This window comes from Oerskovia sp. NPDC057915, assembly GCF_042887685.1.
GTDB lineage: Bacteria > Actinomycetota > Actinomycetes > Actinomycetales > Cellulomonadaceae > Oerskovia.
Map to the genome: position 1 here is coordinate 13,628 of NZ_JBHVOS010000021.1, position 25,831 is coordinate 39,458.

The 25,831-nt window shown below is 71.7% G+C and carries 18 protein-coding genes; 5 read left to right on the forward strand and 13 right to left on the reverse strand.

Annotation, left to right across the window (positions count from 1 at the left end; genetic code table 11):
• Positions 1-35 precede the first annotated feature (35 nt).
• The 5 genes from ACFVQ3_RS14450 to ACFVQ3_RS14470 are packed head-to-tail and all read right to left on the reverse strand — an operon-like array spanning position 36 to position 5,256.
• Complete coding sequence (locus ACFVQ3_RS14450) at positions 36-956, reverse strand: ATP-binding cassette domain-containing protein (protein ID WP_387640264.1); 921 nt, start codon at positions 954-956, stop codon at positions 36-38.
• Positions 953-1,825 carry an ATP-binding cassette domain-containing protein gene (locus ACFVQ3_RS14455; RefSeq protein WP_387640267.1) on the reverse strand — a complete coding sequence of 291 codons (873 nt, stop codon included), beginning with the start codon at positions 1,823-1,825 and terminating at the stop codon, positions 953-955. The genes ACFVQ3_RS14450 and ACFVQ3_RS14455 overlap by 4 nt, the downstream gene beginning before the upstream one ends.
• Positions 1,826-1,839: 14 nt before the next feature.
• The gene (locus ACFVQ3_RS14460) at positions 1,840-2,778 is read right to left on the reverse strand and encodes an ABC transporter permease (RefSeq protein ID WP_387640270.1); all 939 of its coding nucleotides are present in this window, start codon (positions 2,776-2,778) and stop codon (positions 1,840-1,842) included.
• Positions 2,775-3,743, reverse strand: coding sequence for an ABC transporter permease (locus ACFVQ3_RS14465; protein WP_387640272.1), 969 nt, complete (start codon positions 3,741-3,743; stop codon positions 2,775-2,777). The genes ACFVQ3_RS14460 and ACFVQ3_RS14465 overlap by 4 nt, the downstream gene beginning before the upstream one ends.
• 10 nt (positions 3,744-3,753) lie before the next feature.
• Positions 3,754-5,256, reverse strand: coding sequence for an ABC transporter substrate-binding protein (locus ACFVQ3_RS14470; protein ID WP_387640274.1), 1,503 nt, complete (start codon positions 5,254-5,256; stop codon positions 3,754-3,756).
• 526 nt (positions 5,257-5,782) lie between these two features.
• Here ACFVQ3_RS14470 and ACFVQ3_RS14475 point away from each other — a divergent pair.
• Both ACFVQ3_RS14475 and ACFVQ3_RS14480 read left to right on the forward strand, forming a co-directional pair.
• Positions 5,783-6,529, forward strand: coding sequence for a hypothetical protein (locus tag ACFVQ3_RS14475; protein ID WP_387640275.1), 747 nt, complete (start codon positions 5,783-5,785; stop codon positions 6,527-6,529).
• A 76-nt stretch (positions 6,530-6,605) separates the two neighbouring features.
• On the forward strand, positions 6,606-7,682 hold the full coding sequence (locus ACFVQ3_RS14480; RefSeq protein ID WP_387640278.1) for an acyltransferase family protein: 1,077 nt from the start codon (positions 6,606-6,608) through the stop codon (positions 7,680-7,682).
• A gap of 80 nt (positions 7,683-7,762) precedes the next feature.
• Here the strand turns inward: ACFVQ3_RS14480 and mfd are convergent, their stop codons facing one another.
• From mfd to ACFVQ3_RS14495, 3 genes are all read right to left on the reverse strand, one after another.
• The gene (gene mfd / locus ACFVQ3_RS14485; protein WP_387640280.1) at positions 7,763-11,461 is read right to left on the reverse strand and encodes a transcription-repair coupling factor; all 3,699 of its coding nucleotides are present in this window, start codon (positions 11,459-11,461) and stop codon (positions 7,763-7,765) included.
• 678 nt (positions 11,462-12,139) lie between these two features.
• Complete coding sequence (locus ACFVQ3_RS14490) at positions 12,140-12,496, reverse strand: hypothetical protein (protein WP_387640283.1); 357 nt, start codon at positions 12,494-12,496, stop codon at positions 12,140-12,142.
• A 569-nt stretch (positions 12,497-13,065) separates the two neighbouring features.
• On the reverse strand, positions 13,066-15,501 hold the full coding sequence (locus ACFVQ3_RS14495; protein ID WP_387640285.1) for an RHS repeat-associated core domain-containing protein: 2,436 nt from the start codon (positions 15,499-15,501) through the stop codon (positions 13,066-13,068).
• Between ACFVQ3_RS14495 and ACFVQ3_RS14500 the strand changes: the two genes are divergently transcribed.
• The gene (locus ACFVQ3_RS14500; RefSeq protein WP_387640288.1) at positions 15,496-15,942 is read left to right on the forward strand and encodes a hypothetical protein; all 447 of its coding nucleotides are present in this window, start codon (positions 15,496-15,498) and stop codon (positions 15,940-15,942) included. The genes ACFVQ3_RS14495 and ACFVQ3_RS14500 overlap by 6 nt on opposite strands.
• A 106-nt stretch (positions 15,943-16,048) precedes the next feature.
• Here ACFVQ3_RS14500 and ACFVQ3_RS14505 read toward each other — a convergent pair whose 3' ends face one another.
• The 3 genes from ACFVQ3_RS14505 to ACFVQ3_RS14515 all read right to left on the reverse strand — a co-directional run bounded on the left by ACFVQ3_RS14505 (position 16,049) and on the right by ACFVQ3_RS14515 (position 19,096).
• Positions 16,049-16,546: a hypothetical protein gene (locus ACFVQ3_RS14505; protein ID WP_387640290.1), complete on the reverse strand. Its 498-nt coding sequence runs from the start codon at positions 16,544-16,546 to the stop codon at positions 16,049-16,051.
• Between the two features lie 181 nt (positions 16,547-16,727).
• On the reverse strand, positions 16,728-17,957 hold the full coding sequence (locus tag ACFVQ3_RS14510) for a GNAT family N-acetyltransferase (RefSeq protein WP_387640292.1): 1,230 nt from the start codon (positions 17,955-17,957) through the stop codon (positions 16,728-16,730).
• The gene (locus tag ACFVQ3_RS14515) at positions 17,954-19,096 is read right to left on the reverse strand and encodes a GNAT family N-acetyltransferase (RefSeq protein ID WP_387640294.1); all 1,143 of its coding nucleotides are present in this window, start codon (positions 19,094-19,096) and stop codon (positions 17,954-17,956) included. The genes ACFVQ3_RS14510 and ACFVQ3_RS14515 overlap by 4 nt, the downstream gene beginning before the upstream one ends.
• Positions 19,097-19,323: 227 nt before the next feature.
• Between ACFVQ3_RS14515 and ACFVQ3_RS14520 the strand changes: the two genes are divergently transcribed.
• A complete protein-coding gene (locus ACFVQ3_RS14520) occupies positions 19,324-19,968 on the forward strand; it encodes a phosphatase PAP2 family protein (RefSeq protein WP_387640297.1) in 645 nt (214 codons plus the stop codon).
• A 52-nt stretch (positions 19,969-20,020) separates the two neighbouring features.
• Here the strand turns inward: ACFVQ3_RS14520 and ACFVQ3_RS14525 are convergent, their stop codons facing one another.
• The gene (locus ACFVQ3_RS14525; protein ID WP_387640300.1) at positions 20,021-21,235 is read right to left on the reverse strand and encodes a glycosyltransferase family 4 protein; all 1,215 of its coding nucleotides are present in this window, start codon (positions 21,233-21,235) and stop codon (positions 20,021-20,023) included.
• Positions 21,236-21,319: 84 nt separating this feature from the next.
• Between ACFVQ3_RS14525 and ACFVQ3_RS14530 the strand changes: the two genes are divergently transcribed.
• A complete protein-coding gene (locus tag ACFVQ3_RS14530; protein WP_387640303.1) occupies positions 21,320-22,423 on the forward strand; it encodes a glycosyltransferase family 4 protein in 1,104 nt (367 codons plus the stop codon).
• A 6-nt stretch (positions 22,424-22,429) separates the two neighbouring features.
• Here ACFVQ3_RS14530 and ACFVQ3_RS14535 read toward each other — a convergent pair whose 3' ends face one another.
• The gene (locus ACFVQ3_RS14535) at positions 22,430-25,804 is read right to left on the reverse strand and encodes a hypothetical protein (protein ID WP_387640306.1); all 3,375 of its coding nucleotides are present in this window, start codon (positions 25,802-25,804) and stop codon (positions 22,430-22,432) included.
• Positions 25,805-25,831: the final 27 nt, after the last annotated feature.

The following is a 25,831-nucleotide window of genomic DNA, read 5'->3' on the forward strand; positions in this document are numbered from 1 at the left end:
GACGGCGGAGCGCGCCCAGGCGGGCAGGGTGCGGCTCAGGGAAGCGTCGGCACCGCCGCGAGCAGCTCGCGCGTGTACACAGCCGTGGGCCGGGTCAGCACCTCGCGCGTGGGACCGGACTCGACGACCTCTCCCCCGCGCAGCACCACGGTCTCCTCGCACAGCTGCCCGACGATCGCCATGTCGTGGCTGACCAGGACGAGCGTGAGCCCCAGCTCGCTCTGGAGCCGCCGCAGCAGGTCCATGACCTGCTCGCGCACCGACACGTCGAGCGCGCTCACGGGCTCGTCGCCCACCAGGACCGACGGCGAGGGCGCGAGGGCCCGGGCGATCGCGATGCGCTGGCGCTGGCCGCCCGAGAACTGGGCCGGGTACTTGGTCCGCGCGTCGGGGTCGAGCCCGACCCAGCCGAGTACCTCGTCCACGCGCGCCGAGACGTCGCCGCCGATCTTGAGCGAGCGCAGCGGCTCGGCGACGATCCGTGCGACCGTCATGCGCGGGTCGAGCGACGTGCGCGGGTCCTGGAGCACGACCTGGACCTCGCGGCGATACCGCCGCATGAGCGCTCGGTCCCGGCGGTCCAGGGGAGCGCCGCGGTAGGAGACGGTGCCGCGGGTGGGGCTGTCGAGGCCCAGCAGCAGGCGCAGGAGCGTCGACTTCCCCGCGCCCGACTCCCCCACGATCCCCAGGCTGCGCCCCGCGCGGACCGCGAGGTCGACACCCGCGAGCGCCGCCGTCGGGGGCGTGCGGCGGGATCCGCCGAACTCGCGCCACACCCCGTCGAGCGCGACGAACGGTGGGGCGTCACCGTCGGCGATGTTCGGGTCACCCTCGGCGGGCAGGGCGTCACCCTCGGCGATGTTCCGGTCACCCTCGGCACACAGGGCGTCACCCTCGGCGGGGTGCCGGTCGCCCTCGGCGCGCAGGGCGTCACCCTCGGCAGGCTGGTCGCTCATCGGTCCTCCAGGGTGGTCGGGTGCAGCGTGGTCGGGTGCGGGGTGGGCGAGCTCGGGTGCAGCGTCGGCAGGTGGGTCACGGCGCGCGCGGCGGCGAGCAGCGACCGGGTGTACGGGTCCTCGGGCGCCGTGAGCGCACGGTCGACGCTCGTGGCCTCGACGACCTTCCCGTGCCGCATGACCACGAGGTCGCGCGTGACGCGGGCGACGACCGGCAGGTCGTGCGACACGAACACCAGCGCGGTCCCGGTGCGCTCGATGAGGTCGTCGAGCAGGTCGAGGATCTCGGCCTGGACGGTCACGTCGAGGGCGGTGGTGGGCTCGTCGGCGATGAGCACGTCGGGCTCGCACGCGAGCGCCATGGCGAGGCACGCGCGCTGGCGCTGCCCGCCCGAGAGCTGCCAGGGGTAGGACCCGAGGATGCGGTCGGTGTCGTCGAGGCGCACGAGGCGGCACAGGTCTGCGGCGAGCTCGGCGGCCCGCGCGCGCGAGACCTTGCGGTGCAGCCGCAGCGGTCCGGCGATCTGCCGGCCGATCGTCATGAGCGGGTCGAGCGCGGTGAGGGGCTCCTGGAAGACCATCGCGATGCGCGCCCCTCGCACGCGGCGCAGCGCGCGCTCGCCGAGCGTGAGCAGGTCCGTCCCGTCGAGCAGGACCTGCCCGGTCGCGGTCATGCCGTCGGGCAGCAGCCCGAGGATCGCGGCCGCGGTGAGCGACTTGCCCGAGCCGGACTCGCCGATCACGCCCAGGCGCTCGCCGGGCGCGACGTGCCAGCTCACGTGGTCGAGCAGCACCCGGCCCGACGACGTCCGCACCGTCAGGTCGCGCACCTCGAGCCCGGTGGTGGTCGTCGTGGGGGTCGCGGTCATCGGATCCCTCGCGGTCATCGGTCGCCTCGCAGGCTCGGGTCGGTCCGTTCACGGATGCCGTCGCCCAGGAGGTTCAGGCCGAGCACGGTCCAGGCGATGAGCAGCCCGGGCAGGATCGCACCGAGCGGCTGGACAGCGACGGACTTCTGGGCGGCGCTGAGCAGCCGGCCCCACGACAGGGCGGTCGGCGAGCCGAGCCCCAGGTAGGACAGCGACGCCTCGGCGAGGATGGCGCCACCTGCGAGCAGCATGAGCTGGACCAGCAGGGTGGGGGCCACGTTGGGCAGGACGTGGCGCAGGATCGTCCCCCACCATCCCGTGCCCGACGCCGTCGCGGCCGTCACGTAGTCCTCGCGCAGCACGCGCGCGGCGTTGACCCGCGTGACGCGCGCGACGACCGCCGCACCGGAGATGCCGATCGCGACGATCGCCGAGGTCAGCGACGCACCGCGGACGGTCACGATGAGCATGGCCAGCAGCAGGGTCGGGAACGCGATCATCAGGTCGATCACGTTGAGGAGCGCGACGTCGGCCCACCGCGTGGTGGCCGCGGCGACGACACCGACCGTGATGCCCAGGACTCCCGCGATGACGACCGAGGAGATCGCCACGGTCATCGCGACCGTGGCCCCGCCCATGAGCTGGCTCAGCAGGTCGCGCCCCAGGCGGTCGGTGCCGGCCCAGAACTCGGCGCTCGGTCCCTCGAGCCGCCCGCCCGTGCCGGCCGCGCCCGCGCTCACGTCGTAGGGCGTCCAGAAGATCGCGACGACACCGACGAGCGCGACCAGCCCGACCATGACCAGACCGGCGACGAAGGACGGGCTGACGCTCCGCCGTCGGGCACGAGGGGCCTCCCCCGCGGGCGACGGTGCGAGCACGCCCTCCTCGCGCGCCGGGACGAGCCGCCCAGATCCTTCGGCGACGGGGATCTCCCCGCCCAGGTCGATGCTCATCGTGCGCCTCCGAGGGCAGAACCGGCACGCAGCCGGGGGTCGATGCCGCGCTGGGCGAGGTCGACCAGGAAGTTCGTGACGAGGACCAGGGCCGTCAGACCCAGGACGAGGGCCTGCACGACGGGCAGGTCGCGCCCCGCGACCGACGACACCAGGAGCGTGCCGAGGCCGGGCAGCGCGAAGACGTTCTCGACGACCACGGCCCCCAGGAGCGACGTCGCGAGCTCGATGCCGAGGATCGCGACGACCGGGACCGCGCCGTTGCGCAGCCCGTGGCGCGCCAGGGCGTGCCACCGGCCGTAGCCGAGCGAGCGGGCCGTGCGGACGTAGTCCTGGTCCAGGACGTCGAGCGTCGCCGACCGCACGTAGCGGACCATCACCGACGACATGGCGATGGCCACGGTCGCGACGGGCAGGACGAGCGACCGGACGGCCGCCGCCGGGTCCTCCCAGCCCTGGCGCGGGAACCCGCCCGGAGGCAGGACACCCGCCTCGAGCGCGAACACCCACACCAGGATCACGCCGACCCAGAAGACCGGCACCGCGACGCCGAGCTGGGACACGGCCGAGACCGTGACCCCCACGACGCCGCGGCGCCGGACGGCCGCGACCACGCCGAGCGGCACCGACACGAGCACCGAGACCGCGAACGCCGCGAGGCTCAGCGGCAGCGTGATCGGCAGCTTGCTCGCGATCAGCTCCCCCACGGGCAGGCGCGAGACGAACGACGTCCCCGCGCTGCCCGAGAACAGTCCCGCTACCCACTGCCCGTACTGCGTCCACAGGGGCTGGTCGGTGCCGAGGTCGGCACGCAGCTGGTCGAGCTGGTCGCTCGTGGTGCCCACGCCGAGCGACGTGCCCGCGCTGTCGCCCGGAAGGAACCGGAGGACGGCGAAGACCACGACGCTCGCGAGGACCAACGACAGCAGCAGCGTGCCGACGCGCGTCAGGAGGTAGCGGGACATAGGTGCTCGGTCAGCCTTCCCGCACGATGTCGGCGACGTAGAAGCTCTCCGTCACCTGGTTGACCGGGAAGCCCGTGATCTCGGCGCGCGCGACCCGGATCTGCGGGTCGAGGTACAGCCAGGCGCTCGCCGCCTCCTGCCCGATCGTCTCGTTGACCCGGGTCAGCAGGGCCGTCTGCTCGTCGGTCGTGGCCGCCTGGTCGGCGTCCGCGACCCACTGCTGGACGTCCTTGTTGTCGTAGCCCCAGTAGAAGTCCGGGTTGGCGTACCAGACGACGTCGCGCGGGTTCACGTGCCCCATGAGCGTGGTCTGGAAGTCGTGGTCGGTGTAGATCTTCTGGTACCAGGTCGCGTCGTCGATCGGGTTGAGCGTGAGCGTGACGCCCACGGCCTTCAGGTCCGCCTGGAGGAGCTGGGCGATGGTCTCGGACGGGTCGCCCGCGACGTAGTCGACCGCGATGCTCAGGTCGCTCACGCCGGCCTGCGCGAGCAGGTCCTTCGCGGCCTGCGGGTCGTAGGAGTGGACGTCGGCCTGGTCGACGAACCACGGGTCGGTCGGCGGGACCATCGAGCCGATGACCTGGCCGCGCCCGTCCCAGACGGCGTCGAGCACCTTCTCGCGGTCGATCGCCTTGTAGAGCGCCTGACGGACGCGGACGTCGTCGAACGGCGCGACGCGGTCGTTGAAGGCCCAGATCTGCTTGGTCGTCGAGGTGCCCTCGGTGATGGTGAACTCGTCGTTCCCCTCGAACTGCAGGAGCTGGTCCGGGGAGTCCTCGGCGATGACCAGGTCGAGGTCACCGGTCAGGAGCGCGTTGTTGAGCGCGGTCGTGTCCTGGAAGAAGCGGAACGTGACCCCCGAGTTCTTGGCGGGCTCGCCCCAGTAGTCGTCGTTGCGCTCGATCGTGAGGTGGTCGCCCTGCGTCCACTCGACGAAGCGGTACGGGCCGGTGCCGTTGTCGCTCGAGAGCTCGGTGTCGCCGTCCCGCACGATCGTGACCGACGCGAGGTAGAACGGCAGCGACTGGCTGCGGCGCGACAGGTCGAGCTGCACCGTGGCGTCGTCGGGGGCCGTGATCGCGGAGATGACCGACAGGTCGTTCTTGCGTGCGCTCTTGGACTCGGGTGCGATGGTCTGCGAGATGCTCCAGACGACGTCCTGCGCGCTCAGCGGGGAACCGTCGTGGAACTGGACGCCCGGCTGCAGGTGGAACGTGTAGACGAGGCCGTCCTCGGAGACGTCCCAGTCCTTCGCGAGCGTCGGGATCACCTCGCCGTCGACGTCCACCGAGGTCAGGCCCTCGAACACGTTGCGCGTCATGGTCTGCGAGACGCCCGAGCTGCCGCCGACGTTGCGGACCAGGCCGGTGGGCTCGTTGGTCGAGCCGATGACGATCTCGGCGTCCGCGCCTGCCGCGGCGCTGCTGCTCGCGCTGCCGGACCCGCCCGAGCCGCACGCGGCGAGCAGGAGGGTCGTCGCCAGGACCGCGGCGGCTGCCTTGAGGGTTCTCATGGGGGTTCTTCCGTTCCAGAAGGTGCAGCGGGGCTGCACGGGGACCACCCCGCTCCCGCGACCTGGGTCGCGGGACGAGGTGGTGAGGGGTTCGTGGAGCGCGGTCGTCCGACGGGTGGCGGGGGCCGGGTGGCGGAGACCGGGAGGGGCTCGGGCGTCACGAGCGCGGCCGACGGTGCGGGGCGCTGCGATCCGTGCAGGGCACGACGACGCGTGCGACGGGAGAGCCGGGGGATCAGACCTGTGCGTCAGGGGCGGTCACGTCGGGGAGCACCCGCGACGGACGCCGCCTGTCAGCGGCTGTTCAGAGACAGCGACAACAGCGGGCGGCGCTCGTCGAGCCGTGCCGTCCGGTGCTGGGGGTGCGCGTGGAAGCGCTCAGGTCGAGAAACATGATGCGACAACTATCTCACCGACCAGGCGGTATGGATGCGCACCTCCGGTGTGGCGATGGTCACGTCTCCGGCTCCGCTGCTAGGGTCGGCCAGCCGAGCCTGAGCTCGCCCGGGTCGTCGATGGAGCACTCATGCTGCGTGTCACCGTGCCTGTCAGGGTCCTCGTCCGCCGCCTCGCGCTGGCGATCGCCGTCCTGGCCGTCCTGCACCTCCTCGCCAACTTCCTCGAGAAGGGCGCGGACCTCCACGGCGGCGTGATCGAGCCGCTCGTCCACTACTTCGGCATGGACGAGGAGGTCAACGTCCCCACCTGGTTCACCGTGGTCCTGCTGGCCTCGACGGGCCTCGTCACGGGCGACCTGCTCCACGTCGAGCCCGCCCCCGCTCGACGCTGGGCCTGGGGGCTCGTCGCGTTCGTGCTCCTCTACCTGTCGATCGACGAGATGACGAGCTTCCACGAGCACCTGGGCACCTCGCTCGAGGAGCACTTCCGGAGCATCGCGGACCTGCCGTTCAACGGCTGGATCGCGTTCTACGGCCCGCTCGCGCTCGTCGTGGCCGCGATCGTCGTCCCGCTCCTGTGGGGGCTGCCGAGGAGGTTCCTGCGCCCCATGGCCCTCGCCGGGGTCCTCTACGTGGCCGGCGCCGTCGGCTTCGAGGCGATCGCGGGACTGCTCGAGGACCAGGGCTTCGACCGGGCGACGTTCGTCGGGCAGCTCGCGGTGCTCGGCGAGGAGAGCCTCGAGATGGTCGCGGTGCTCGTGTTCCTCGTGGCCGTGGTGCGCTACCGGGACTTCCTCGACGGAGGCGCCCTGGCCGTCGAGGCGCCCTCGGCCTCGGCCGGGACGCCCGACGACGGGACCACACTTCATCCTTGACCCTCGTGCGCCGGGGCGCTCACGATGCAAGAGCGGCCTCTCGACGGGGCCGCGCACCAGCGGGCAGGGGACCTCGATGACGACTCCGGCGGAGACGGGCACGGCCCGGCGCCAGCTCCCCTCGCTCACGGCCGTCCGTGCGATCGCGGCTGCGGCCGTCCTGGTGTTCCACCTGGACTACTGGCAGGTGCTCGACATCCCCGGGGCCTACTACGGCAGCACCGGGGTCGCGCTGTTCTTCGTCCTCTCGGGCTTCATCCTGACGTGGACGGCCAACCCCGCGCTCCCTCGCAGCGGCTTCTACCTGCGGCGCGTCGCGCGCATCTACCCGGACCACCTCGTGACGCTCGTCGTCGCGCTGGTCGTCGCCCTGGTCGTGGGGAGCCAGCCCGTCACGGTCCGCATCGTCGGCGCCAACGTCCTGCTGCTCCAGGCCTGGTCCCTGGACCCGACGGTCGTGTACGGGCTCAACGGCGTCGCGTGGTCGCTGTCGTGCGAGCTCGCGTTCTACCTCGCCTTCCCGTTCCTCCTGCCCCTGCTGCGGCGCTGGTCGCCGCGCACCCGGCTCGTCGTGACGCTCGTGGCGCTCGCGATCCCGCTCGTCGCGACGATCGTCGCCCCCACGACCTACCAGGTGCTGTACCACTTCCCCCTCGCCCGGTTCCCCGAGTTCGTGCTGGGCGTCGTCGCCGGGCTCGCGTTCGTCGAGGGCCACCGGTCACGGATCCCGTGGGCGGGGGTGCTCGGGATCTTCGCCGTGGTGCTCGTCGTGGCCGAGCTCACGCACGCGACCGAGGCCGTGGCCCGGGTCGCGCTCGTCCTGCCGTTCGCGCTGTTCCTCATGCTCTGCGCCGATCGGGACCTGCGTGGCCGGCGGTCCGTGCTGACGCGTCGCGCCCTGATCGTCGCGGGCTCGGCCTCGTACGCGTTCTACCTGGTGCACGAGCTCGTGATCCGTCGCGTGCTCGACACCCCCCTGACGGGGGCGGCCGCCGCGGTCGTGATCACGGTCTGCGCCGCGCTCCTGGCCTACGCGCTCTACCGGTTCGTCGAGGAGCCAGCGCGTCACCTGATCGTGAACCGCTGGGCCGGGCAGCGCTCACGACGACGGGCGGCGGCTGAACCGATGGGCGCCGCCCCAGATTCCCGCTGAGTGCGGAGTAGTTGCACCGGATTCCGCCCTTGTGGTGCAAGTACTCCGCACTCAGCGGCGGGTGAAGGGGGGGTGATCGGTCAGCGGCCGGTCGTCCCGACCTTCGCCGCCGCGCTGACGTCGCCCGTGATGACCGCGTCGATGAGCTGGCGCGCCCAGGCGAGCACCTCCATGCCCCGCAGCGGACGGCCCCCGATGCGCGCCGTCGTCGGGAAGGGGACGAGGAACGCGCGGATCGCGGGCTTCAGCATGGTGCCCGGGTAGAGGCGCTTGAGGCGCAGCTCGGCGGACTCCGGGAGGTCGACGGGCGCGAAGCGCACGAACTTGCCCTGGGCCGTGACGTCCGCGAGCCCTGCGCGGCGCGCGTGGTTGCGGAAGTCCGCGACGGCGAACAGGGCCTCGACGACCTCGGGCAGCGCGCCGTAGCGGTCGACGAGCTCGGCCCGCACCTCGGCGAGCGCGGGCTCGTCCTGGGCCGCCGCGATCTTGCGGTACGCCTCGAGGCGCAGTCGCTCGTGCGCGATGTAGTCGTGCGGGATGTGGGCGTCCACGGGCAGCTCGATCGAGACCTCGGGGGCTTCCTCCTCGACCTCGCCCTTGAACGACGCCACGGCCTCCCCGACCATGCGCACGTACAGGTCGAACCCGACGCCCGCGATGTGCCCCGACTGCTCGCCGCCCAGCAGGTTGCCCGCGCCGCGGATCTCGAGGTCCTTCATGGCGATCTGCATGCCCGCACCGAGGTCGGTGTTGGCGGCCATGGTCGCGAGGCGGTCGTGCGCGGTGTCGGTCAGCGGGCGCTCGGGCGGGTACAGGAAGTACGCGTACGCGCGCTCGCGCCCACGGCCCACGCGGCCACGGAGCTGGTGGAGCTGGGACAGGCCGAGCATGTCGGCGCGCTCCAGGATGAGCGTGTTGGCGTTCGAGATGTCGAGGCCGGTCTCGATGATCGTGGTGCAGACCAGGACGTCGAGCTCCTTCTCCCAGAACGCCGTGATCGTCTGGTCGAGCTGGGCCTCGCTCATCTTGCCGTGCGCGACGCCGATGCGGGCCTCGGGGACGAGCTCGCGCAGGCGCTGGGCCGTGCGGTCGATCGTCTCGACCTTGTTGTGCACGTAGAACACCTGGCCCTCGCGCAGCAGCTCGCGGCGGATCGACGCCGAGATCTGCTTCTCCTCGTACGCGCCCACGTACGTCAGCACGGGGTGGCGCTCCTCGGGCGGGGTCGCGAGCGTCGACATCTCGCGAATGCCCGTGACGGCCATCTCGAGCGTGCGCGGGATGGGGGTCGCGCTCATCGCGAGCACGTCGACGTTGGTGCGGAGCTGCTTGAGCGTCTCCTTGTGCTCGACGCCGAACCGCTGCTCCTCGTCGATGATGACCAGGCCCAGGTCCTTGAACTTGACGGCCCCGGAGATGATGCGGTGCGTGCCGATCACGACGTCGACCGAGCCGTCCTTGAGCCCCTCGACGGTCTCCTTGGACTCGGCCTCGGTCTGGAAGCGCGAGAGCGCCTTGACCGTCACGGGGAACGCCGAGTAGCGGTCCGCGAACGTCTGGAAGTGCTGCTGGACCAGGAGCGTCGTGGGCACGAGGACCGCTACCTGCTTGCCGTCCTGCACGGCCTTGAACGCCGCGCGGACCGCGATCTCGGTCTTGCCGTACCCGACGTCGCCGCACACGAGCCGGTCCATGGGGACGGCCTTCTCCATGTCGGCCTTGACCTCGTCGATCGTGACGAGCTGGTCGGGCGTCTCGACGTACGCGAACGCGTCCTCGAGCTCGCGCTGCCACGGGGTGTCGGGGCCGAACGCGTGCCCCTGCGTGGCCATGCGCGCGCTGTAGAGGCGGATGAGCTCGCCCGCGATCTCCTTGACGTGCTTGCGCGCCTGGCTCTTGGTCTTGGCCCAGTCCGAGCCGCCCATCTTGTTCAGGCTCGGCGACTCGCCGCCCGTGTACTTGGTGACCTGGTCGAGCTGGTCCGACGGGACGAACAGGCGGTCACCCGGCTGGCCGCGCTTGCTGCTCGCGTACTCGATGACGAGGTACTCGCGCGTCGCGGCGTTGCCGCCCGTGCCGAGCGTGCGCTGCACGAGCTCGACAAACTTCCCCACGCCGTGCTGCTCGTGCACCACGTAGTCGCCCGCGCGCAGCGCGAGGGGGTCGACGACGTTGCGCCGCCGCGAGGGCATCTTGCGCATGTCGCGCGTGCTCGACCCCTGGCGTCCCGTGAGGTCCGACTCGCTGAACACCGCGAGCTTGAGCTCTGGTGCGACGAAGCCCGGCCCCACGGGCGCGGGCGTCACGAGCACGACGCCGCCCTCGGGCTCGGTGTCGATCGACGCGACCGAGCGGGCCGCGGTGTCGACCGCGGAGAGCTGCTCGGTCATGCGCCGTGCGGGGCCGTGTCCCTCGGTCGTCAGGACCAGGCGCCAGCCCGCGTGCTGGAGCGAGCGCAGGTCGTCGAGCGCGCGCTCGACGTCCCCGCGGTAGGACTCGACGTTGCGCGCCGGCACGGTGAAGGTGGTCACGCCGTCCGTGCCCATGCCCGACGTCGGGCCCTCGCCTCCCGGGAGCGCCTCGCCCGGGTGGGCCTCGCCGTCGGGGGTGGCGCCCTCGTCGAGGCCGAACGGGCTGAGCGTCCACCACCCGAGGCCGCGACGCTCGGCGACGTCGTGGACGTCGGCGAACGTCTCGAACGACGCGGCCGACAGGTTGATCGGGGTCGAGCCACCCGCGGCGGCGCCGGTCCAGGCCGCCGCGAGGAACTCCTCGGTCGTCGCGACGAGGTCGTGCGCGCGGCGGCGCACGCGCTCGGGGTCGTTGATGATCAGCAGGGCGTCGTCGGGGACGAGCTCCAGGACGGGCAGCATGCGGTCCACGAGGACCGGCGCGAGGGACTCCATGCCCTCGACGGCGATGCCGGCCGCGAGCTTGTCGAGCATGTCGGTCGCGCCGGGCAGCGTCTCGATCAGCTCCGCCGCGCGGGCGCGGACGGCGTCCGTCAGGAGGATCTCGCGGCACGGCGGCGCCCACACGCCGTGGTCCGCGATCTCCAGGCTGCGCTGGTCCGCGACCGCGAACCAGCGGATCTCGGTGACCTCGTCGCCCCAGAACTCGACGCGCAGCGGGTGGTCCTCAGTCGGCGGGAACACGTCGAGGATGCCGCCGCGCACCGCGAACTCGCCGCGGCGCTCGACCATGTCCACGCGCTGGTAGGCGGCAGCGCTCAGGCGCTCGGCGACGTCCGTGAGGTCGGCCGTCTCGCCCGTGCTCAGCTCGACCGGCTCGAGGTCGCCCAGACCCTCGACCACCGGCTGGAGCAGCGCGCGCACCGGCATGACCAGTACGCGCACAGGACCGGACTGGCTGACCTCGCTGGTCGGGTGCGCGAGGCGCCGGAACACCGCGAGACGCTTGGCGACCGTGTCGCTGCGCGGCGACAGACGCTCGTGCGGCAGCGTCTCCCACGCGGGCAGGACCGCGACCAGGTCACCCAGCTCGTCGGGCAGGTAGGCGCGCACGCTCGCGGCGAGCTCGTCGGCCTCACGACCCGTCGCGGTCACCACGACGAGGGGGCGGGAGCCCTGGGCCGGGGCGCCCTTCTCGGCCCCGGTGGCGGCTCCGGTCGCGGTCGCCCCCGCCATCGCGGCCAGCAACGGCGGACGCACGCCCACCGGCCCGACGACGTCGACCGCGCCCCGCAGGCGCACGTGCTCGACGACCGCGCGCGCGGTCGGGTCGGCCAGGAGGGCGGGCAGGATTCCGGTGAGGTTCATGAGTTCCTTCGAGTCACCGATCGGCAGGCGGGCGTCCACGGGCGCAGGCCCGGGCAGGTGTGGACGTCGTTCGACGCGACCCCGCAGCGAGGCACGGGCGCGCCGGAACAGCACGAGCGGCCCGGACCGAGGTCAAGACGGTCCGGGCTGAGGGTGCGAGCACCAGGTTACGCCGAAGGGGTGACAAGGGGCGCGACGGCGCGACCGCTCGTTTCAGCCCACCTCCCGGGCTCGCGAAAAGTTCGTTCCGCCAACGACCGCTCCGTGTCCCCGAATCCCGTAGCAGAACATGCACCAAAGAATCTCCTCGCCAATTGTTGAGGAGACGCATTCGCCAATAGCACCGGGAGAACCAGGTGCAAGAATGCCCTCGCAACAGATCAGGAAAATCGCCTCACGCCATGGATGATCGGCCCCTGCGGACGCGAATACCCCTTCTTTCCTCCGATCACACTCGAAGCAAGGCCCGACACCAAGAGCGCATGATAGAAAACAATTTCACCACCATCACCATTCACACACTTGGAGACACTCCGACCACGAAACCAGGTCACAGCATTGCCCCCAACCCTCATACCATAACGGTCGCCGCAGAGGTCGAATCTAGCATTAGCGCTTTGTGGCACGAGTTCATCAAGGAGGGCAATACTCATGCTCGAGGGAGGACTAGAGCTGGAGTCAACGAATCCCAGGCCCCTCCCCAATGAGATCCGCCACGAGTTCTATCACGTCTAGCCGCCAAATCAGATCCACATTCCCAATGCAGATTAGCAGATTTGGAATCGAGACCTCATCAAGACCCGCGCCTATGAGAAAGCCGAACGGAAGCTCTTGCCCTTCTAGCCCAAAGGGAACCGAAGGGAGGTTTTCAATCTCTTCAAAGACGTCGTCTTGTATACCATCCAGCCCGTCTTCCAGGATCTGGACTTCACCCTCTTCCAACCCTTCGATCCAGTTGAGAACTGCCGCATCAACCCGGTCTCTACCATCTTCGATCGCAATTGTGTGCGAGACCCTCTCTGCGTCTACCCACATGCCTAGTTCACCTCCCAGTAGTAGTGCCGCACATGGATCTTTCGTCCGTTTCTGTCCATCTTATCAACATGCACATGATCACCCGACTTGCACTCTTTTCTAAAAGTGCAGGTGTGTGGATTCTTCTTAGCATAGGCCTTCGCGGCCTGCACTGCCGCATCTCGTGACGAGTAGAATCTTCCACTCTTTCTCATACCTCGCGCACCTGGGGCAGTCGTCCCCTTCGCATTGAAGCCCAGACTACGGGAGCCAGTCGTCCCCATCGAACTATAGGAGGGCACTCGCGTCACAAAGGGCGCGCTCCGTCGCCCCGCACTCATGCTCGGAATGTCAAGGCCGCCCTTCCTGCCCGCCTTAGCCGCGACAGAGGCAACCTTGAATCCTGCACGCACTCCCGCACCGGCGCCCACCATCTGCGCCGCCGCGCTGACGGCCATCTCGAGAGCTTTGCCCCTGTTACCCGACGCGGCGTAGGCGACGGCTGAGATGCCACCAGCGGCCGCACCGATCGGGCCGGGAATCCAGGACGCGACTTCGCCGACCTTCGCGATGCCCTTGACGAGGCCCTTTCAGGTGAAGGTCCCGCCGAGGTCGGTGCAGTTGACGGGGTCGGCGTTGCAGTAGTCGTAGTTGTTGGCGGAACCGCCCGCGACGGGGTCGAGGGACAGGAATCGGCCGGTGGCGGGGTGGTAGAGGCGGACGCCCATGAGGATGACGCCGGCGGGGGTGTCGGCGTTGCGTTGTGCGGCGCCGAGCCATCCGTAGCGGGCTGGTGGGGCGTTGCTCGTCGCCCCGCTGGTCATGGGCTGGGGGATGCCGAACTCGTCGAAGGACGTGAACCGCAGCTCGGTGAACGTTGCCGTGGTGGCACCGTCAGCGATGGGCAGGGTGGCAGTGATGTCGCCGTGGAGGTCCACGAGCTGGAGGACGCGCTCCCCTGTCTTGCCTGTCTGGACGGCCAGCGCACCGTCCATGCCCTCGACGTATCGGGTGAGATTGTGAGGCAGGGTCGCGTCGTTGACGATCCACGAGGGCTCGTCGCCGTCACCGTCGTAGTGATTGACGGTCTCGATGGAGTTGGCCCAGGCGTTGTTGACCCACTCGAACGTGTCCTGAGTGTCGAAGCGCATCAGGGGGTCCAGGCCCCACTGGGTGCGCTTGGTCCCGGGCACTTCCTGCGTCGCGACGAGGTCGTTGACGAAGTAGGACGTCGTGGCGGTCTTGGTGCCGTTCTCGGTCGGCATCGAGGTGATGCGTCCGAGCTGGTCGTACGCCCACGTGTTCCCGCCAGGCTCTGTCGTGGAGACGAGGCGGTCGGCGGTGTCATAGGTCGAGGTGACCGTCGTCGCCCCGGTAATGCCCGGGCACGAGCCCGCCGCCGCTCCAGTCGCCGTCGTGAACGACGTGCGGTTGGTGTGGTTGTCGAACCCATAGGTGCGGGTCGTGCACTGGTTGGTCGCACCGGACGTGTCGTTGACCGAGGTCAGACGCCCGAGGCGGTCATACGAGTAGTCGCGCACGTTGGCAGGGGTGGTGTGCCGGATCCACTGGCCACGGTGGTTCTCGACCACTGAGTCCGCTGCGATCACCGTTCCGTCGCTGGTCCGCGTGTAGCTGCGGGCGACCGGGACGCGGGCGGTGTCGTAGGTCATCGTGAGGGTGACCCCACCGGGCAGGGTCTGGGACTCGAGCTGACCGTCGGCTCCCCACGTCGGGATGATCGTTCCCGCGACGGAGTCGGCGAGCTTGGTGACGTACCCGCGCGGGTCAGCGGCCCGGTCGTACTCGTAGGACCGTGTGGTGCCGATCGAGTCGGTGACCTTCGTCGGTTGCCCGTACCGGTCGTACTCGGACTTCGTCCAGCCTCCGTTCGCATCGGTGTACTTGATGAGGCGACCAAGACGGTCGTACTCCTTGACCACGCTCGCGGTCTCAGCCCCCGAGGCGTTGACCGAGGCGTTCTTGACGATGTCGCCCGTCGGACCGTCGTACGTCGTCGTGGTCTTCGCGATGGAAGCACCCGCAGCCGCGGAGCTGCCCGCGATCTGCACGCCCGTGACACGGTCAGCCGCGTCGTAGGTCGTGGTCGTGGTCCGCGTGACCAGGCTCGCGCCGGTACCCACACTCTCGCTGATCACCGTCGGGGAGCCGAAGGCGTTGTACGCCTCGGTGCGCTTGACCGTCAGGTCGCTGCTCATCCGGGCCGGGTCGTGCCCGATGACCGCTCCCCCGGCGAACGTCAGGCACGGTTGCCCCGCCCACTCGGGCTTGTTCTGGCAGCGAGCATCCGAAGCCTCGGTGCCTGCAGAGTAGAAGACCGACTTCACCGTCGCCGCGTCGTTGCCCGTCGAGCCGGGCTTGCGGGACTCGACCGCGCGTCCACGAGCGTCGTAGAGGACGACCGAGGACAGGGCCGTGGGTTGTCCGGCGTCGACCGTGATCCTGGTGGCCTGCTTGTGCACCCACCCCGACGTCGGGTCCAGCGCAGGCTTGCCGTCGACCGGCGTGTACTCGTTCGTGGTCACGATCGGGTCGATCAGCAGATCGGCAAGCGGATCGGCCCCAGCGGCGAACGGGTCGATGCCCGCACTCGTGCTCCTGGTGAGCAGGTGCGCGGCAGCACCTTCCGGGTTACCCCCGTCGTAGACGTTGACGGTGCGGGGGCGCAGCAGACGCACGTCGTTCGGATCGTTCGCGACCGCGAGCCGCTGGACCGGTCCCGTCTCGGTGAGGACGTCGAGCCCGTCAGGGCTGTAGGTCGAGCGGGAGTCCAGCAGGACCGACACCTCCGGTCCCGTCTTGTTGTCCAGACCCCAGTCCGTGAGCATCGTCGCCGCGTTCGGGAGCTTGCGCAGCGCCAGGAGGCGGTTGGTCGCGTCGAGCGTGCGCACGGTGTTGCCGAAGCGGTCGTACTCGGCCGTGTCGATGAAGCCCTCGACCGGCGCGTCCTTGCCCGCAGGGCTCGCCGTGTTGACCTCGCGCCCTGAGGAGTTCAGGTAGTGCACCGTCGCGGGCTTCTACCCGTCCTTGCCCGGCACGGTCTCCGTCGCGGTCGTGACGGCCGGGACGTCCTGCGGGCCGAAGATCACGCGAAGGGGCAGCTCGTCGAGGCACGCGACCCGCGCATCGAAGCGGCGGGCGCCCCGGCGCTGATCACCAGGTACGCCTACGACGTCGCCGGTCGCCTGACGACGGTCACGGCACCGGGTGAGGAACCGTACTCGTTCGCCTACGGGCCGGGTGGTGCGTCCCGGACGGGCTCCGGCGACCTCATCGACGCCGGTCATGGCCGGCTGGCATGGGCGTCCACGGGTGCAGACCCGGGCAGGTGTGGACGTCGTTGGAGGCGACCGCAGCGAGACGCAAGCGCACCGGAACTGCACGAGCGGCCCGGACCGAGGGGAAGACGGTCCGGGCAAAAGGTGGCGAGCACCAGGTTGCGCTGAGGGGGTGACAGGGGGCGCGGTGGTTGGTGGGTGCCCGTGCCGGTCGTGAAGCAGAAGCCCTGCTACGCAGGAAGCGCAGCGTGGCGTGCCAACCCGATCGACAGTGCTAGATCCTGGAGATCTGCTCCCGAGCGATGTCGAGCAGCCCGGGCGCGGCCATCTCGCACCACTGATCCACGTGGTCGAGGTCGGGAAGCGGAAAGAAGGCGTCACGGTTCGTCAGTCGCCACTCCAGATACCTGGAGTCGTCGAGGTACGGATCCTCTGAACGGTTCGCCAGCGGCAGGACGACACGAGCCGCACTCTCCCGCATCAGCTCGCGGTCAGGCGCGGAGAGAACATCGAGCAGCATCGTAGTCTTGTAGACGGTCGTCGCGATGTTGTACATCTCCCATCCCACCGGCCCGTAGCCCCCCTCGGCACCGACGCAGGCCATCTTTCTCATCTCGCCACCATCGATCAACGAGAACATCCGACCAACGGTCTCAAATCTCAGCCACACGGCGGCACCCCTGCCCTGGTCGTTCGACCTCACCCAACCCGAAGGCGCGCCGCTCAACCTCTTCATCCCGAGTGCCTTGAACTGACCGTCGAGGCGACGCATGACCGCAGTTCGCGCCGCCGCGCGACTGAGCAGCTGTGACCCCATCACTCCCTCACCAAGACCCTCTGCATGCCTTCTCCGCCCTGACGAGCCCCTACGGATCCTGCTCCGCTGCGTGATCCCGTCGCAATTCGGCACAAGCTGGCTGCACCACGACGATGACCCGCCACGCTCTCTTGCCTCAGCCCCGCCCCTCCCGCACCCGCCTGCGCACGCGCCCCGCCGCCACGATCGCCGACAGCAGCACCCGCGACGGCCAGCTCCCCACGGCGCACGTGACCGAGACGAGGTCCACGCGGTCGGGGTAGAGCATCGTCTCGTCCGGGTACCGGCGCGGGTCGATGCAGCTGTCGACCAGCACCGTCCCGGGCATCTCGGCGAGCAGGCGCATCCCGAGCAGCCGCCCCCACGCCCCGGGCGAGTGAGCCGACCGCGCCGGGTCGTAGGCGTCGGAGATCGAGAACACCACGCCGTCGCGCCGGACGCGCACCGCGAGGTACACCGGCTCCGCCGCCGGGCCGACCCGCAGCACGTGGGCCTCGCCGCGCTCGCGGTACGACTCGATCAGCCCCGCGAACCACTCCGCCGCACCGGGCACCACCCGCCGGGCCTCGCCTCCCTTGGCCCGGTCGCCCTTCCAGCCCGCGGCCTCCAGGTCGAGGAACTGCTCGACGACGTCCGGCTCGTCCGTCGCGTCGACGATCCGCAGCTCGTGCCCGAGCTCTTCGACGAGGTGTCGCCGCCCGCGGCGCAGGTTCTTGCGCCGCGAGGCGGACAGCTGCGGACCGAGCACGTCGCCCGCCTCCTGGCCCGCCCCTTGCCCCGGCGCCGGCGCCGACGTCGACGCCGGCCCCGGCACCCGACCCGGCACGAACGCCCCGCGCGAGATGCGGTCCCACTCGCGCACCGGCATGCCCGCGCGGGCGAAGGCCTCCAGCAGCAGCGTCGTCGTCTCCCCCGACGACCTCAGCAACGGCAGGTCGACCGCCTGGCCGAGCGCTCGCCGTCGGGCACGGAGGGCCGCGACCAGCGACTCGACCGCGAGCCGCGGGCGGGCCGCGTCCACGAGCGGCGCGCGCAGCGCCGCGAAGCGCTCGACGAACGGCCCGTCGAGGCTCGCGTGCCGCGCGGGCCACAGGCGGTTCCGGCCCACCGTCTCGAACGGCAGGAACGCGAGCCAGCCCGAGCCGTCGGCCACGACGATCGCCATGACCGCGCGTCCGCCTCCCATGCCGCGTGCTGCCGCCCCCAGGACGGCGGGCTCGAAGTACAGGTTGGGTTCGAGCGAGGAGTCCGCGAGGCGCTGCCAGGCAGCGAGGTCCTCGCCGCCCAGGTCGGCCACGCGCACGATCCTGCTCGTGACGCCCCCCGCCGCCCGGGCCCGGCCCGTGACCTCCGCACGCGTCGTCACCGGAAGCGCCGCGCCACGCGTGCGACGCCGCGCATGACCCGCATGGTCAGCCGCGCCGCGAGCGTCCCCGTCACGACGGTCGACGAGACCATCGTGAGCCGGTCGGGGAACAGGTCCGTCGCGTCCTTGTAGAGCGAGGGGTTCATCGAGCTGTCGAACACCTCGACGTCGGAGTTCTCGTCGAGCCACGACAACGCCATCATGCGCCCGATCGCGCCCGGCCCGTAGCGCGCCCACTCCTCGCTGTACACGTCGAAGTAGCCGAACGCCGTGGACCCCGTGCACACGATGACCGCCATGTGCAGCAGGACCCCACCGGCCACGAGCGCGAACACGTGAGCGCGCCCCGTCTCGGCGAAGCCCGCGAGCATCTGCGTGAACCACTCCTGCCCGCCACGGCGGCTCCGGAACCCCATGCCGCCGCGCGCCGCGTCGCCCTTCCACCCCTGCTGCTCGAAGTCGAGGAACGCCTTCGCGATCTCCGGGTCGTCGCCCCTGTCCTCGAGGACCAGGGTCTCGCCCACCGCCCGCTCGAGGCGCCGGCGACCGCGCGCGAGCGACTTCCCGCGAGGCATCCGCTCGGCCCAGCTCCCGGGCTCCCCCTCGTCGAACCGGACCGCACCCCGAGGGTCGCCGCCCCACGTGTGCACCGGGATGCCGCGCTCCCGGCACACCTCTCCGAGCCGCCGGCCGACCCGGCCGTCACGGGACAGCAGGTGCAGGTCGATCGCCTGCCCGAGCTCACGACGTCGTTCGTGGAACGCGTCGACCAGCGCCTCGACGGCCTCGTCGACGCGCTCACCGTCGACGAGCGGCGTGCCCAGCGGGCAGTACAGCGCCAGGAAGTCCGACCCGGTCGAGGCGTGCCGCCACGGCCAGCGCTTGTCGCCAGGGACCATCTCGAACGGGAGCGCGGCCCACCACCCGCCGGGCTCCGCCTCTCCGGGCGCGGTCCCGCCCGGGTCGTCGACGACCAGCAGCCGCAGCTCCGAGCCGCCGCTGAGCTCGCGCACCGCGGGCACCAGCATCTCGGGCTCGAAGTACGGGTTGGGCTCGGCGGAGCGGGCTGCGAGCGCCCTCCACTCCTCGATCTCCTGATCCGTCAGGTCGATGATGCTCAGCACACGGCTCCGTGCCATGAAGGACCTTCTGTCGTCCGGCGATCGCTTTCCCTGGACCTCGCGAGACCGGTGCCCGGGGCATCTGCAGTACGACGGTAGACACCGAACGACGTCGGGGCCACAGTGGGAGCACTGATTTCACCCGACCGGACTCCCCACGCCGCGCCGTCGTCGTCCGACAGTGCTCGCAGCTGCCCGCAGGTGCCCCCCAGGGGCTGCCCGACGTACTCCCAGGAAGGCTGCCCGTGACCACGGACGAGCTGCACGACGTCGGCACCCGCCTCGGGCGGTCGGCCCGGGTCCCGCTCCTGCTCGCGGGGGCGCTCGTGCTCGGCGCGATCTTCGCCGTGACGTACGTCGTGACCGTCCGCACGCTCGCGGGGCAGCAGCTCGACAACGGCGCGTTCGTCTCGTGGCAGCAGCTCAACCCGTTCCTCGGGTCGTTCGCGCAGGTCCTGCGACCGGCCCTGCCCGTGGCGCTCGGGGTCGTGTGCGCGGTCCTCGGGGTGCTCGCGCTGAGGGCCCGCCGGTGGCGAGCGGTCGTGCGGGCGGTGGCCGTCGTGGTGGTCACGATCCCGCTCGCTCGCTGGCTCCGCGACGGGGCGCTCGACCGGCCGGACCTCGCCGACCTCGCCTACCCCCAGAACACCCTGCCCTCGGGGCACGTCGCGGTGACGGCCGCGCTGTGCGTCGCGGTCCTGTTCCTCTGGCCGCGCCGCTCGGGGGCCCTCGTGGCGTGGGCCGTGGTCGTGAGTCTCGTCGCGTGCGTCGCCTCGCTGCTCGAGCACGCGCACCGCCCGAGCGACGTCGTCGCGTCCCTCGCGCTCGTGGGGGCGCTCACGTGCCTGGTGCTGGCGTGCACGCAGCGTCGGGACCCCCTCACGAGGTAGAACGTCCTGCGTCGAGGTAGTACCCGCAGGGGTCTACCTCGTGCAGCAGGTCCTACCTCGGCGCACGGGCTCGCCGGGCGGACCGGGATCTCAGGACGCGCTCGTAGACGTCGTCGTACCGGTCCACGACGGCCTCCCACGTGTAGCGCTCGACCTCGCGACGCCCCGCGGCCCCGAGCGCAGCCGCGACGTCCGGCGCGTCCAGCAGCGACCCGATCACCCCCGCGAGCGCCTCGGCGTCCCGGGGGTCGACGAGCAGGCCGTCGACGCCGTCGGTGAGGAGCGTGCGGGGCCCTCCGAGCACGGTGCCCACCACGGGGCGCCCGGCCCGCCAGGCCTCGAGCACGACGATCGACGCGGCCTCCTTGCGGCTCGGCACGACCACGACCGTGGCCGCCGCGAGCGCCTCGGCGACGGCGTCCGGCCCCAGCATCCCGGGGAAGGACACGCGGTCCTCGACGCCGAGCGTCCGGGCCCGGCGCCGCAGCTCCGAGAGCTCCGACCCGTCGCCCACGATCACGAGCCCGGCCCGGTCGGCGAGGCTCGACGACGCGAAGGCTTCGAGCAGCAGGTCGAAGCCCTTGACGTGCTCGACGCGGCCGACCGCGAGCAGCACGGGACGCCCGACGGCGTCGGGCGGGTCCGCGGGTCGGGCCGGGTCCACGCGGGGCGCCGGAGGACCTGCCGGGCCTGTGGCCTGCGCCGGGAGCTCGACCCCGTTGGGCACGACGACGGCCCCCGGGTACCCGAAGCGCTCGGCCAGGTCCTCGGTGACGATCGTGGAGCAGCCCGTCACGGCGTCCGCGCGGGCGAGCGCCGCACCGAACCAGGTGCGCATCCACCAGGACGTGCCGAGCGCGTCGTGGTCGTCGGCGAACGTCTCGCCGTGCGAGCTGACGACGAGCGGCGTGCGGGTCAGGCGCCCCAGGGCCGTGGCGTAGACGCCGTTGGGGCCGAAGCACTGCACGTGCAGGACGTCGGGGCGCAGCGAGCGGTACGCGCGGGTCCAGCGCCACGCGGCGGCGGGCCAGCGCACCGCGAAGGACAGGACGCCGCGGGCGCCGCGCGAGGGCTGGGGGGTCGGGAGGTAGCGGACCGTGACGCCGTCGAGCACGCGGGTCCCGAGGTGCTCGCCCTGGTCGACGGCCCACACCTCGACCGTCTCCCCGCGCGCGGCGAGCACGCGCGCGACGTGCTGGACGTGGGTCTCGACGCCGCCCGTGCGGGGTGCGTAGGAGCTGGTGACGAGCGCGGTGCGGGGACTCATTTCGCCCCCTGGAGACCGTGGTCGGGGCGCTGCGCGCCGCTAGAGTGGGGCACTTCCCGTGCCGCGAGAGAACGGACTCCCCGCATGCCGCAGCTGGTGATCGCGACCGTCGCGGTTGAGGTGCCCATGGGCGCGCAAGTTTATCAGGAGGAGGTCGCCACACGGGCGGCCGGAGCCCTCTCCGCATCGTCCTCGGGCGCCGTTTCACCCACCGCGGCGCAGGCACCCGAAGGGGGCGAGGACTGGACCGTGCGTCGCACCGTCGCCCGTTCCCTGCGCTCACCCCTGCCGGGCACGCTCCGGCTCCCGCTCTCCCGCCTCGGCTCCGCCTCGCCCGCGCTCCGCCGGGCCGCGGGCCGGGTCGTCTACCCGCGCGGCGCCGTCGTGCACCGGGTGGGGCTCGAGCTGCCCCCGCACCCGACGCGCGACGTCGTGACCATCCAGGACGTGGTGTCCTGGCGGTTCGACGACGAGTCCCGGCCGGTGCGAGCGGCCGCCGAGGAGGCCCGCCGCGCGGCGGCCGTCGTCACCGTCTCCGAGTTCAGCGCCGACGAGATCGCCGAGCTGCTGGGCGTCGAGCGCCCGCACGTCGCCTACAACGGGGTCGACGAACGCTACTTCCGCACCGCGCCGCTCGACGTCGCGGCCCTCGACGCGCTGGGCGTCACGGGCCCGTACGTGCTGCACGCGGGCGGCGCGTCGCGCCGCAAGAACCTCGAGAGCCTCGCCGCGGCGTGGCCGCTGATCCACAGCGCACGCCCGGACCTCACGCTCGTCATGAGCGGGCCGCGCAACGCGCGGCGCGACGCGCTGTTCGGTGCGCTCGCGGGCACGCGCCTCGTGGGCCGCCTGCCCGACGACGTCATGCCCGGTCTCGTCGCGGGTGCGGCCGTCGTCGTGGTCCCCTCGCACTACGAGGGCTTCGGCCTGCCCGCGCTCGAAGGGATGGCCGCGGGGGTGCCCGTGGTCGCGGCGCGCACGAGCTCGCTGCCCGAGGTCGTGGGCGACGGGGGGCTGCTCGTCGACCCGACGCCCGACGAGATCGCCCAGGCGACCCTGTTCGCGCTCTCGGACGACCCGGAGGTCGCGGCCATGGTCGAGCGCGGCCGGGTCCGCTCGGCCGACTTCACGTGGGAGCGCAGCGCGGCGCAGCACGCGGCCGTGTGGCGGAGCGTGGCCGCGCGCTGACGCGGGTCAGGCCCCGGGCCCCCAGGCCTGGAGCGCGCTCACGGTCGCGACGTACGCGCTCTCGGTGGTCAGCGGCAGGAAGGACGGGTGCAGCCCGCCCACCACGCCCGAGTAGTTCGCCGCGAGCACGGGGACGCCCCGCTCGGTCGTCATGGGCACCGAGACGCGCACCGCGGTGACCTCGACCGGGTCGATGTCGAACACGGCGACCCGGTCGGAGAACTGGTCCTTCTGCTGGACGACGTCCTGCCACGTGCCGTCGGGCAGCTGGACCGAGACCGTGTAGTCCCGCAGCCCCATGCTGCAGCACCGGATCCCGGCCGTCGCGACACCGATGCGGTCGATCGTCTGCGGCCCGTCGGTCGTCACGGTCACCGAGGGGTTCTCGTCGACGACGTCGTCTGCGAGACGACCGGAGCGCCACGGGTCGCGCACGTCGAACGTCCCGGACGTCACGACCTGGGTGTCGGCCTCCTCGTGGGTCGAGGTAGCGGTGACGGGGCGCCCGGCCAGGAGATCCGGGCCGAAGTGCTGGGCCGCCTCGACGGCGAGTGTCTGGCCCGGCGCACCGACGAGGAAGACCGGCGCACCCGTGACCGGGAGGTCGGCGCCGTCCGGGCCGACGTCGATGCTCGTCTCGGCCCCGTACTGGTCGACCATCCGCAGCGTGCCGGGTCCGCCGTCGGCCGTGACGCGCAGCGTGGTCGAGAGGTCGTCGCCCCAGACCGCGAGCAGCTGCTCGCCCGCCGGGCCCTCGGCCGAGGCCGCGAACGTCCCCGGTGCCCCCGTGTCGACGAACGTCGGTGCCTCGTAGGGCGCGAGCAGGGCCGAGGTCGCGGCGAACGCCGCACCGGACGGCTTGACGTAGCTGCCGTACTGGACGAGCGACCACGAGTTGCCCGACTCCCCGAAGCCGCCCTCGGAGAAGAAGTACGTCCACTCGTCGATCCCCTCGGCCCCGTACCAGAGGAGCTTGCGCGCGACGTCGGAGCCGCCCGCCCAGAAGTTCGCGACGCCGTCGGACCACCAGCCGGACTCGGTGTCCCAGACGGGCTTGGCACCGCACGGGGCGAGGGCCTCACGCAGCGCGTCGAGCTCGTCGCCCGGCTGGGAGAAGCCCTGCTCCTCCCACGAGCGGTTGAGACCCGTGTACGGGTGGATCCCGACCACGTCCATCGAGGCGCACCCCCCGGCCTCGACGAGCGCCGCCCACCAGTCGGGCACGATGCCCAGGGTGTTCCCGCCGACGATCCGGACGCCCGGGAACGCGGCGCGCGCCCCGGCCGCGAACGGCGCACCGATCTGCTTCTCGTACTGCGCGCCGTCGTCGAAGCCCGTGTTGTTGGGCTCGTTCCACGGCTGCCAGGCGACGATGCCCGGCGCCTTCGCCGAGACCGCCGCGACGATCTCGCGCGACCAGCCCTCCCAGGTGCCCGCGTCAACCGCGGCCCGCTCGGCCTCACCGCCGGACCCGAGCTGGAGGGTCAGCGTGACGCCGCTCGTCTCCGCGAGCGCCGCGGCGGCCTCGAGCTCGGCGAACGGGTCGGTCTCGACCCCGTCCTCGGGCTCGGGCATGCCGGCGCTCGGGAGCGAGTCCCAGACGAGCCCGTCGGCGCTCGGGGTGCCGGACGGGTCGGGCACGATCGCACCGAAGTCGAGCTGCCAGCGGAAGCTGCCCACGCCGAGCTGGTCGGCGAGCTGCACCCCGCGCAGGACGGACGCCCCGCCCCAGTCGGCGCCGTCAGCCAGACCGGCGAGGTCGAGCGGCGCGCCGGGCGCCCCCACCGTGTACCGCAGGCACGTCCCCGAGACCGGGTCGCCGCTCTCCCGGTCGACCAGCGCGGCGTCGACCTCGTAGACACCGGGCCGCGTGGCAGGCAGCGTCACGGGCACGTCCCCGCCGTCCGCCGGGATGTCCACGACCTGCTCGTCGCCCACGACGGGGTCGAACACCCGCGGGTCGCCCCGCACCTGGAAGCGCAGCTCGTACCGGTCGGCCCAGCGTCCCCACGAGTCGTCGAGGCTCAGCCTGACCGCGGGCTCCTCGCCCGGCGGGAAGTAGTTGTAGACCTCGTCGGTCACGAGGCCGGCCCCCACGCCCATGACCGAGAGGAAGCCGTCGTTGATCGCGTTGTACTTCACGGGTGCTCCGAGCTGGTACGCCATGCGGTCGGCCGTGACGGCGGTGAGCGCCACGGCGCCCTCGCTCGTCGTGAGGGCGTAGTACGTGCCGTCGTCGAGCACGAGGGGCGAGCCGTCGAGGAGCGTGAAGTCCGCGTCGAGGTCGGCGCGCGCGTCGGGCCACACGCCGCGGCGGACGCCGTCGGCACCGAAGTGCTCGAACCCGAGCCCATCCTCGATCACCACGAGCCCGTCGCCGTCGGGGGCCGGTGCGACGCCGACCACGGAGTCGAGCCAGTGCTGCGAGGGCTTGGCGAACGCCCACCTGCCGTTGGCCGTGGCTCCGAGGTGCAGCTCCTCGGCCCCGTCCTGGTCGAGGACCGTCAGGTCGTCCGTGGCCCCCGCGTCCGACTTCCCCGACGACTCGAGCACGAGCCCGCCGTCCGGGAGCTGCCCCAGCACCTGGCCCGGGAAGTCGTCCCGCGTGCCGAGGATCTTCCCGTCCGTCCCCACGAGGTGCATGGTGCGCTCGGTCTCGTGCACCCCGATCACGGGCCGCCCGTCGAGGTCGTCCCACATCGCCATGCCGTACAGGTCGAGGACCCCGCCCTCGGTCTGGTCGCCCTCGGGCAGGTGCGTCGTCCAGGACCGGGTGCCGTCGGGCTCGAACCGGACCAGGTCCCGGCGCTGCATGAGCGTGTCGAGGAAGTAGATGCCGCCGTCCGCGTCGACCTCGAACTGCTCGGGGCTGAACGCCTCGTTGCCCTCGTCGAGCTGCAGCTCGAAGTCCGTCGTGCCCTTCGCCTCGCCCGTCACGACGTCGTAGCGGGTCACGCGGTAGGCGCTCGACCGGTCCCACTCCAGGACGTACGCGATGTCGTCCTGGACCCGCATCGAGAGCACCGTGCCGTCGTCCAGGGTCGCGACGTCGTCGACGACGTCCCGCCTCCCGCCGAGGTCCGCCGGGTCGACGCCGTCGTGCGTGATCTTGTCGACGACCGGGAACCCGCACACCGGCGCAGCGCCCGGCTCGCTCGCGCTGACGACCGTGGGCATGGGCGGACCGGACGCCCCGGGGTCGGCGGCCGCTCCGTCGCCGACCGCACGGACGACGAGCACCGCCGCCGTGGCGACCACGACCGTCCCCGCGACACCGACCACCCAGGCCCGGCGTCGTCGGTACCAGGGCGTGGGGCGCTCGCTCGGCGCTGGCGGGTCGGTCACGTCGGTGCTCCCGTCGGGCCCGGAAGGGTGGGCCAAGGGTCGATCGTACGTCCGGCACCCCCG

Coding starts and splice junctions, on each gene's coding strand:
- ACFVQ3_RS14450 (WP_387640264.1), bottom strand. CDS start 956: ATGAGCGACCAGCCTGCCGAGGGTGACGCCCTGCGCGCCGAGGGCGAC.
- ACFVQ3_RS14455 (WP_387640267.1), bottom strand. CDS start 1,825: ATGACCGCGACCCCCACGACGACCACCACCGGGCTCGAGGTGCGCGAC.
- ACFVQ3_RS14460 (WP_387640270.1), bottom strand. CDS start 2,778: ATGAGCATCGACCTGGGCGGGGAGATCCCCGTCGCCGAAGGATCTGGG.
- ACFVQ3_RS14465 (WP_387640272.1), bottom strand. CDS start 3,743: ATGTCCCGCTACCTCCTGACGCGCGTCGGCACGCTGCTGCTGTCGTTG.
- ACFVQ3_RS14470 (WP_387640274.1), bottom strand. CDS start 5,256: ATGAGAACCCTCAAGGCAGCCGCCGCGGTCCTGGCGACGACCCTCCTG.
- ACFVQ3_RS14475 (WP_387640275.1), top strand. CDS start 5,783: ATGCTGCGTGTCACCGTGCCTGTCAGGGTCCTCGTCCGCCGCCTCGCG.
- ACFVQ3_RS14480 (WP_387640278.1), top strand. CDS start 6,606: ATGACGACTCCGGCGGAGACGGGCACGGCCCGGCGCCAGCTCCCCTCG.
- mfd (WP_387640280.1), bottom strand. CDS start 11,461: ATGAACCTCACCGGAATCCTGCCCGCCCTCCTGGCCGACCCGACCGCG.
- ACFVQ3_RS14490 (WP_387640283.1), bottom strand. CDS start 12,496: ATGTGGGTAGACGCAGAGAGGGTCTCGCACACAATTGCGATCGAAGAT.
- ACFVQ3_RS14505 (WP_387640290.1), bottom strand. CDS start 16,546: ATGCGTCGCCTCGACGGTCAGTTCAAGGCACTCGGGATGAAGAGGTTG.
- ACFVQ3_RS14515 (WP_387640294.1), bottom strand. CDS start 19,096: ATGGCACGGAGCCGTGTGCTGAGCATCATCGACCTGACGGATCAGGAG.
- ACFVQ3_RS14525 (WP_387640300.1), bottom strand. CDS start 21,235: ATGAGTCCCCGCACCGCGCTCGTCACCAGCTCCTACGCACCCCGCACG.
- ACFVQ3_RS14530 (WP_387640303.1), top strand. CDS start 21,320: ATGCCGCAGCTGGTGATCGCGACCGTCGCGGTTGAGGTGCCCATGGGC.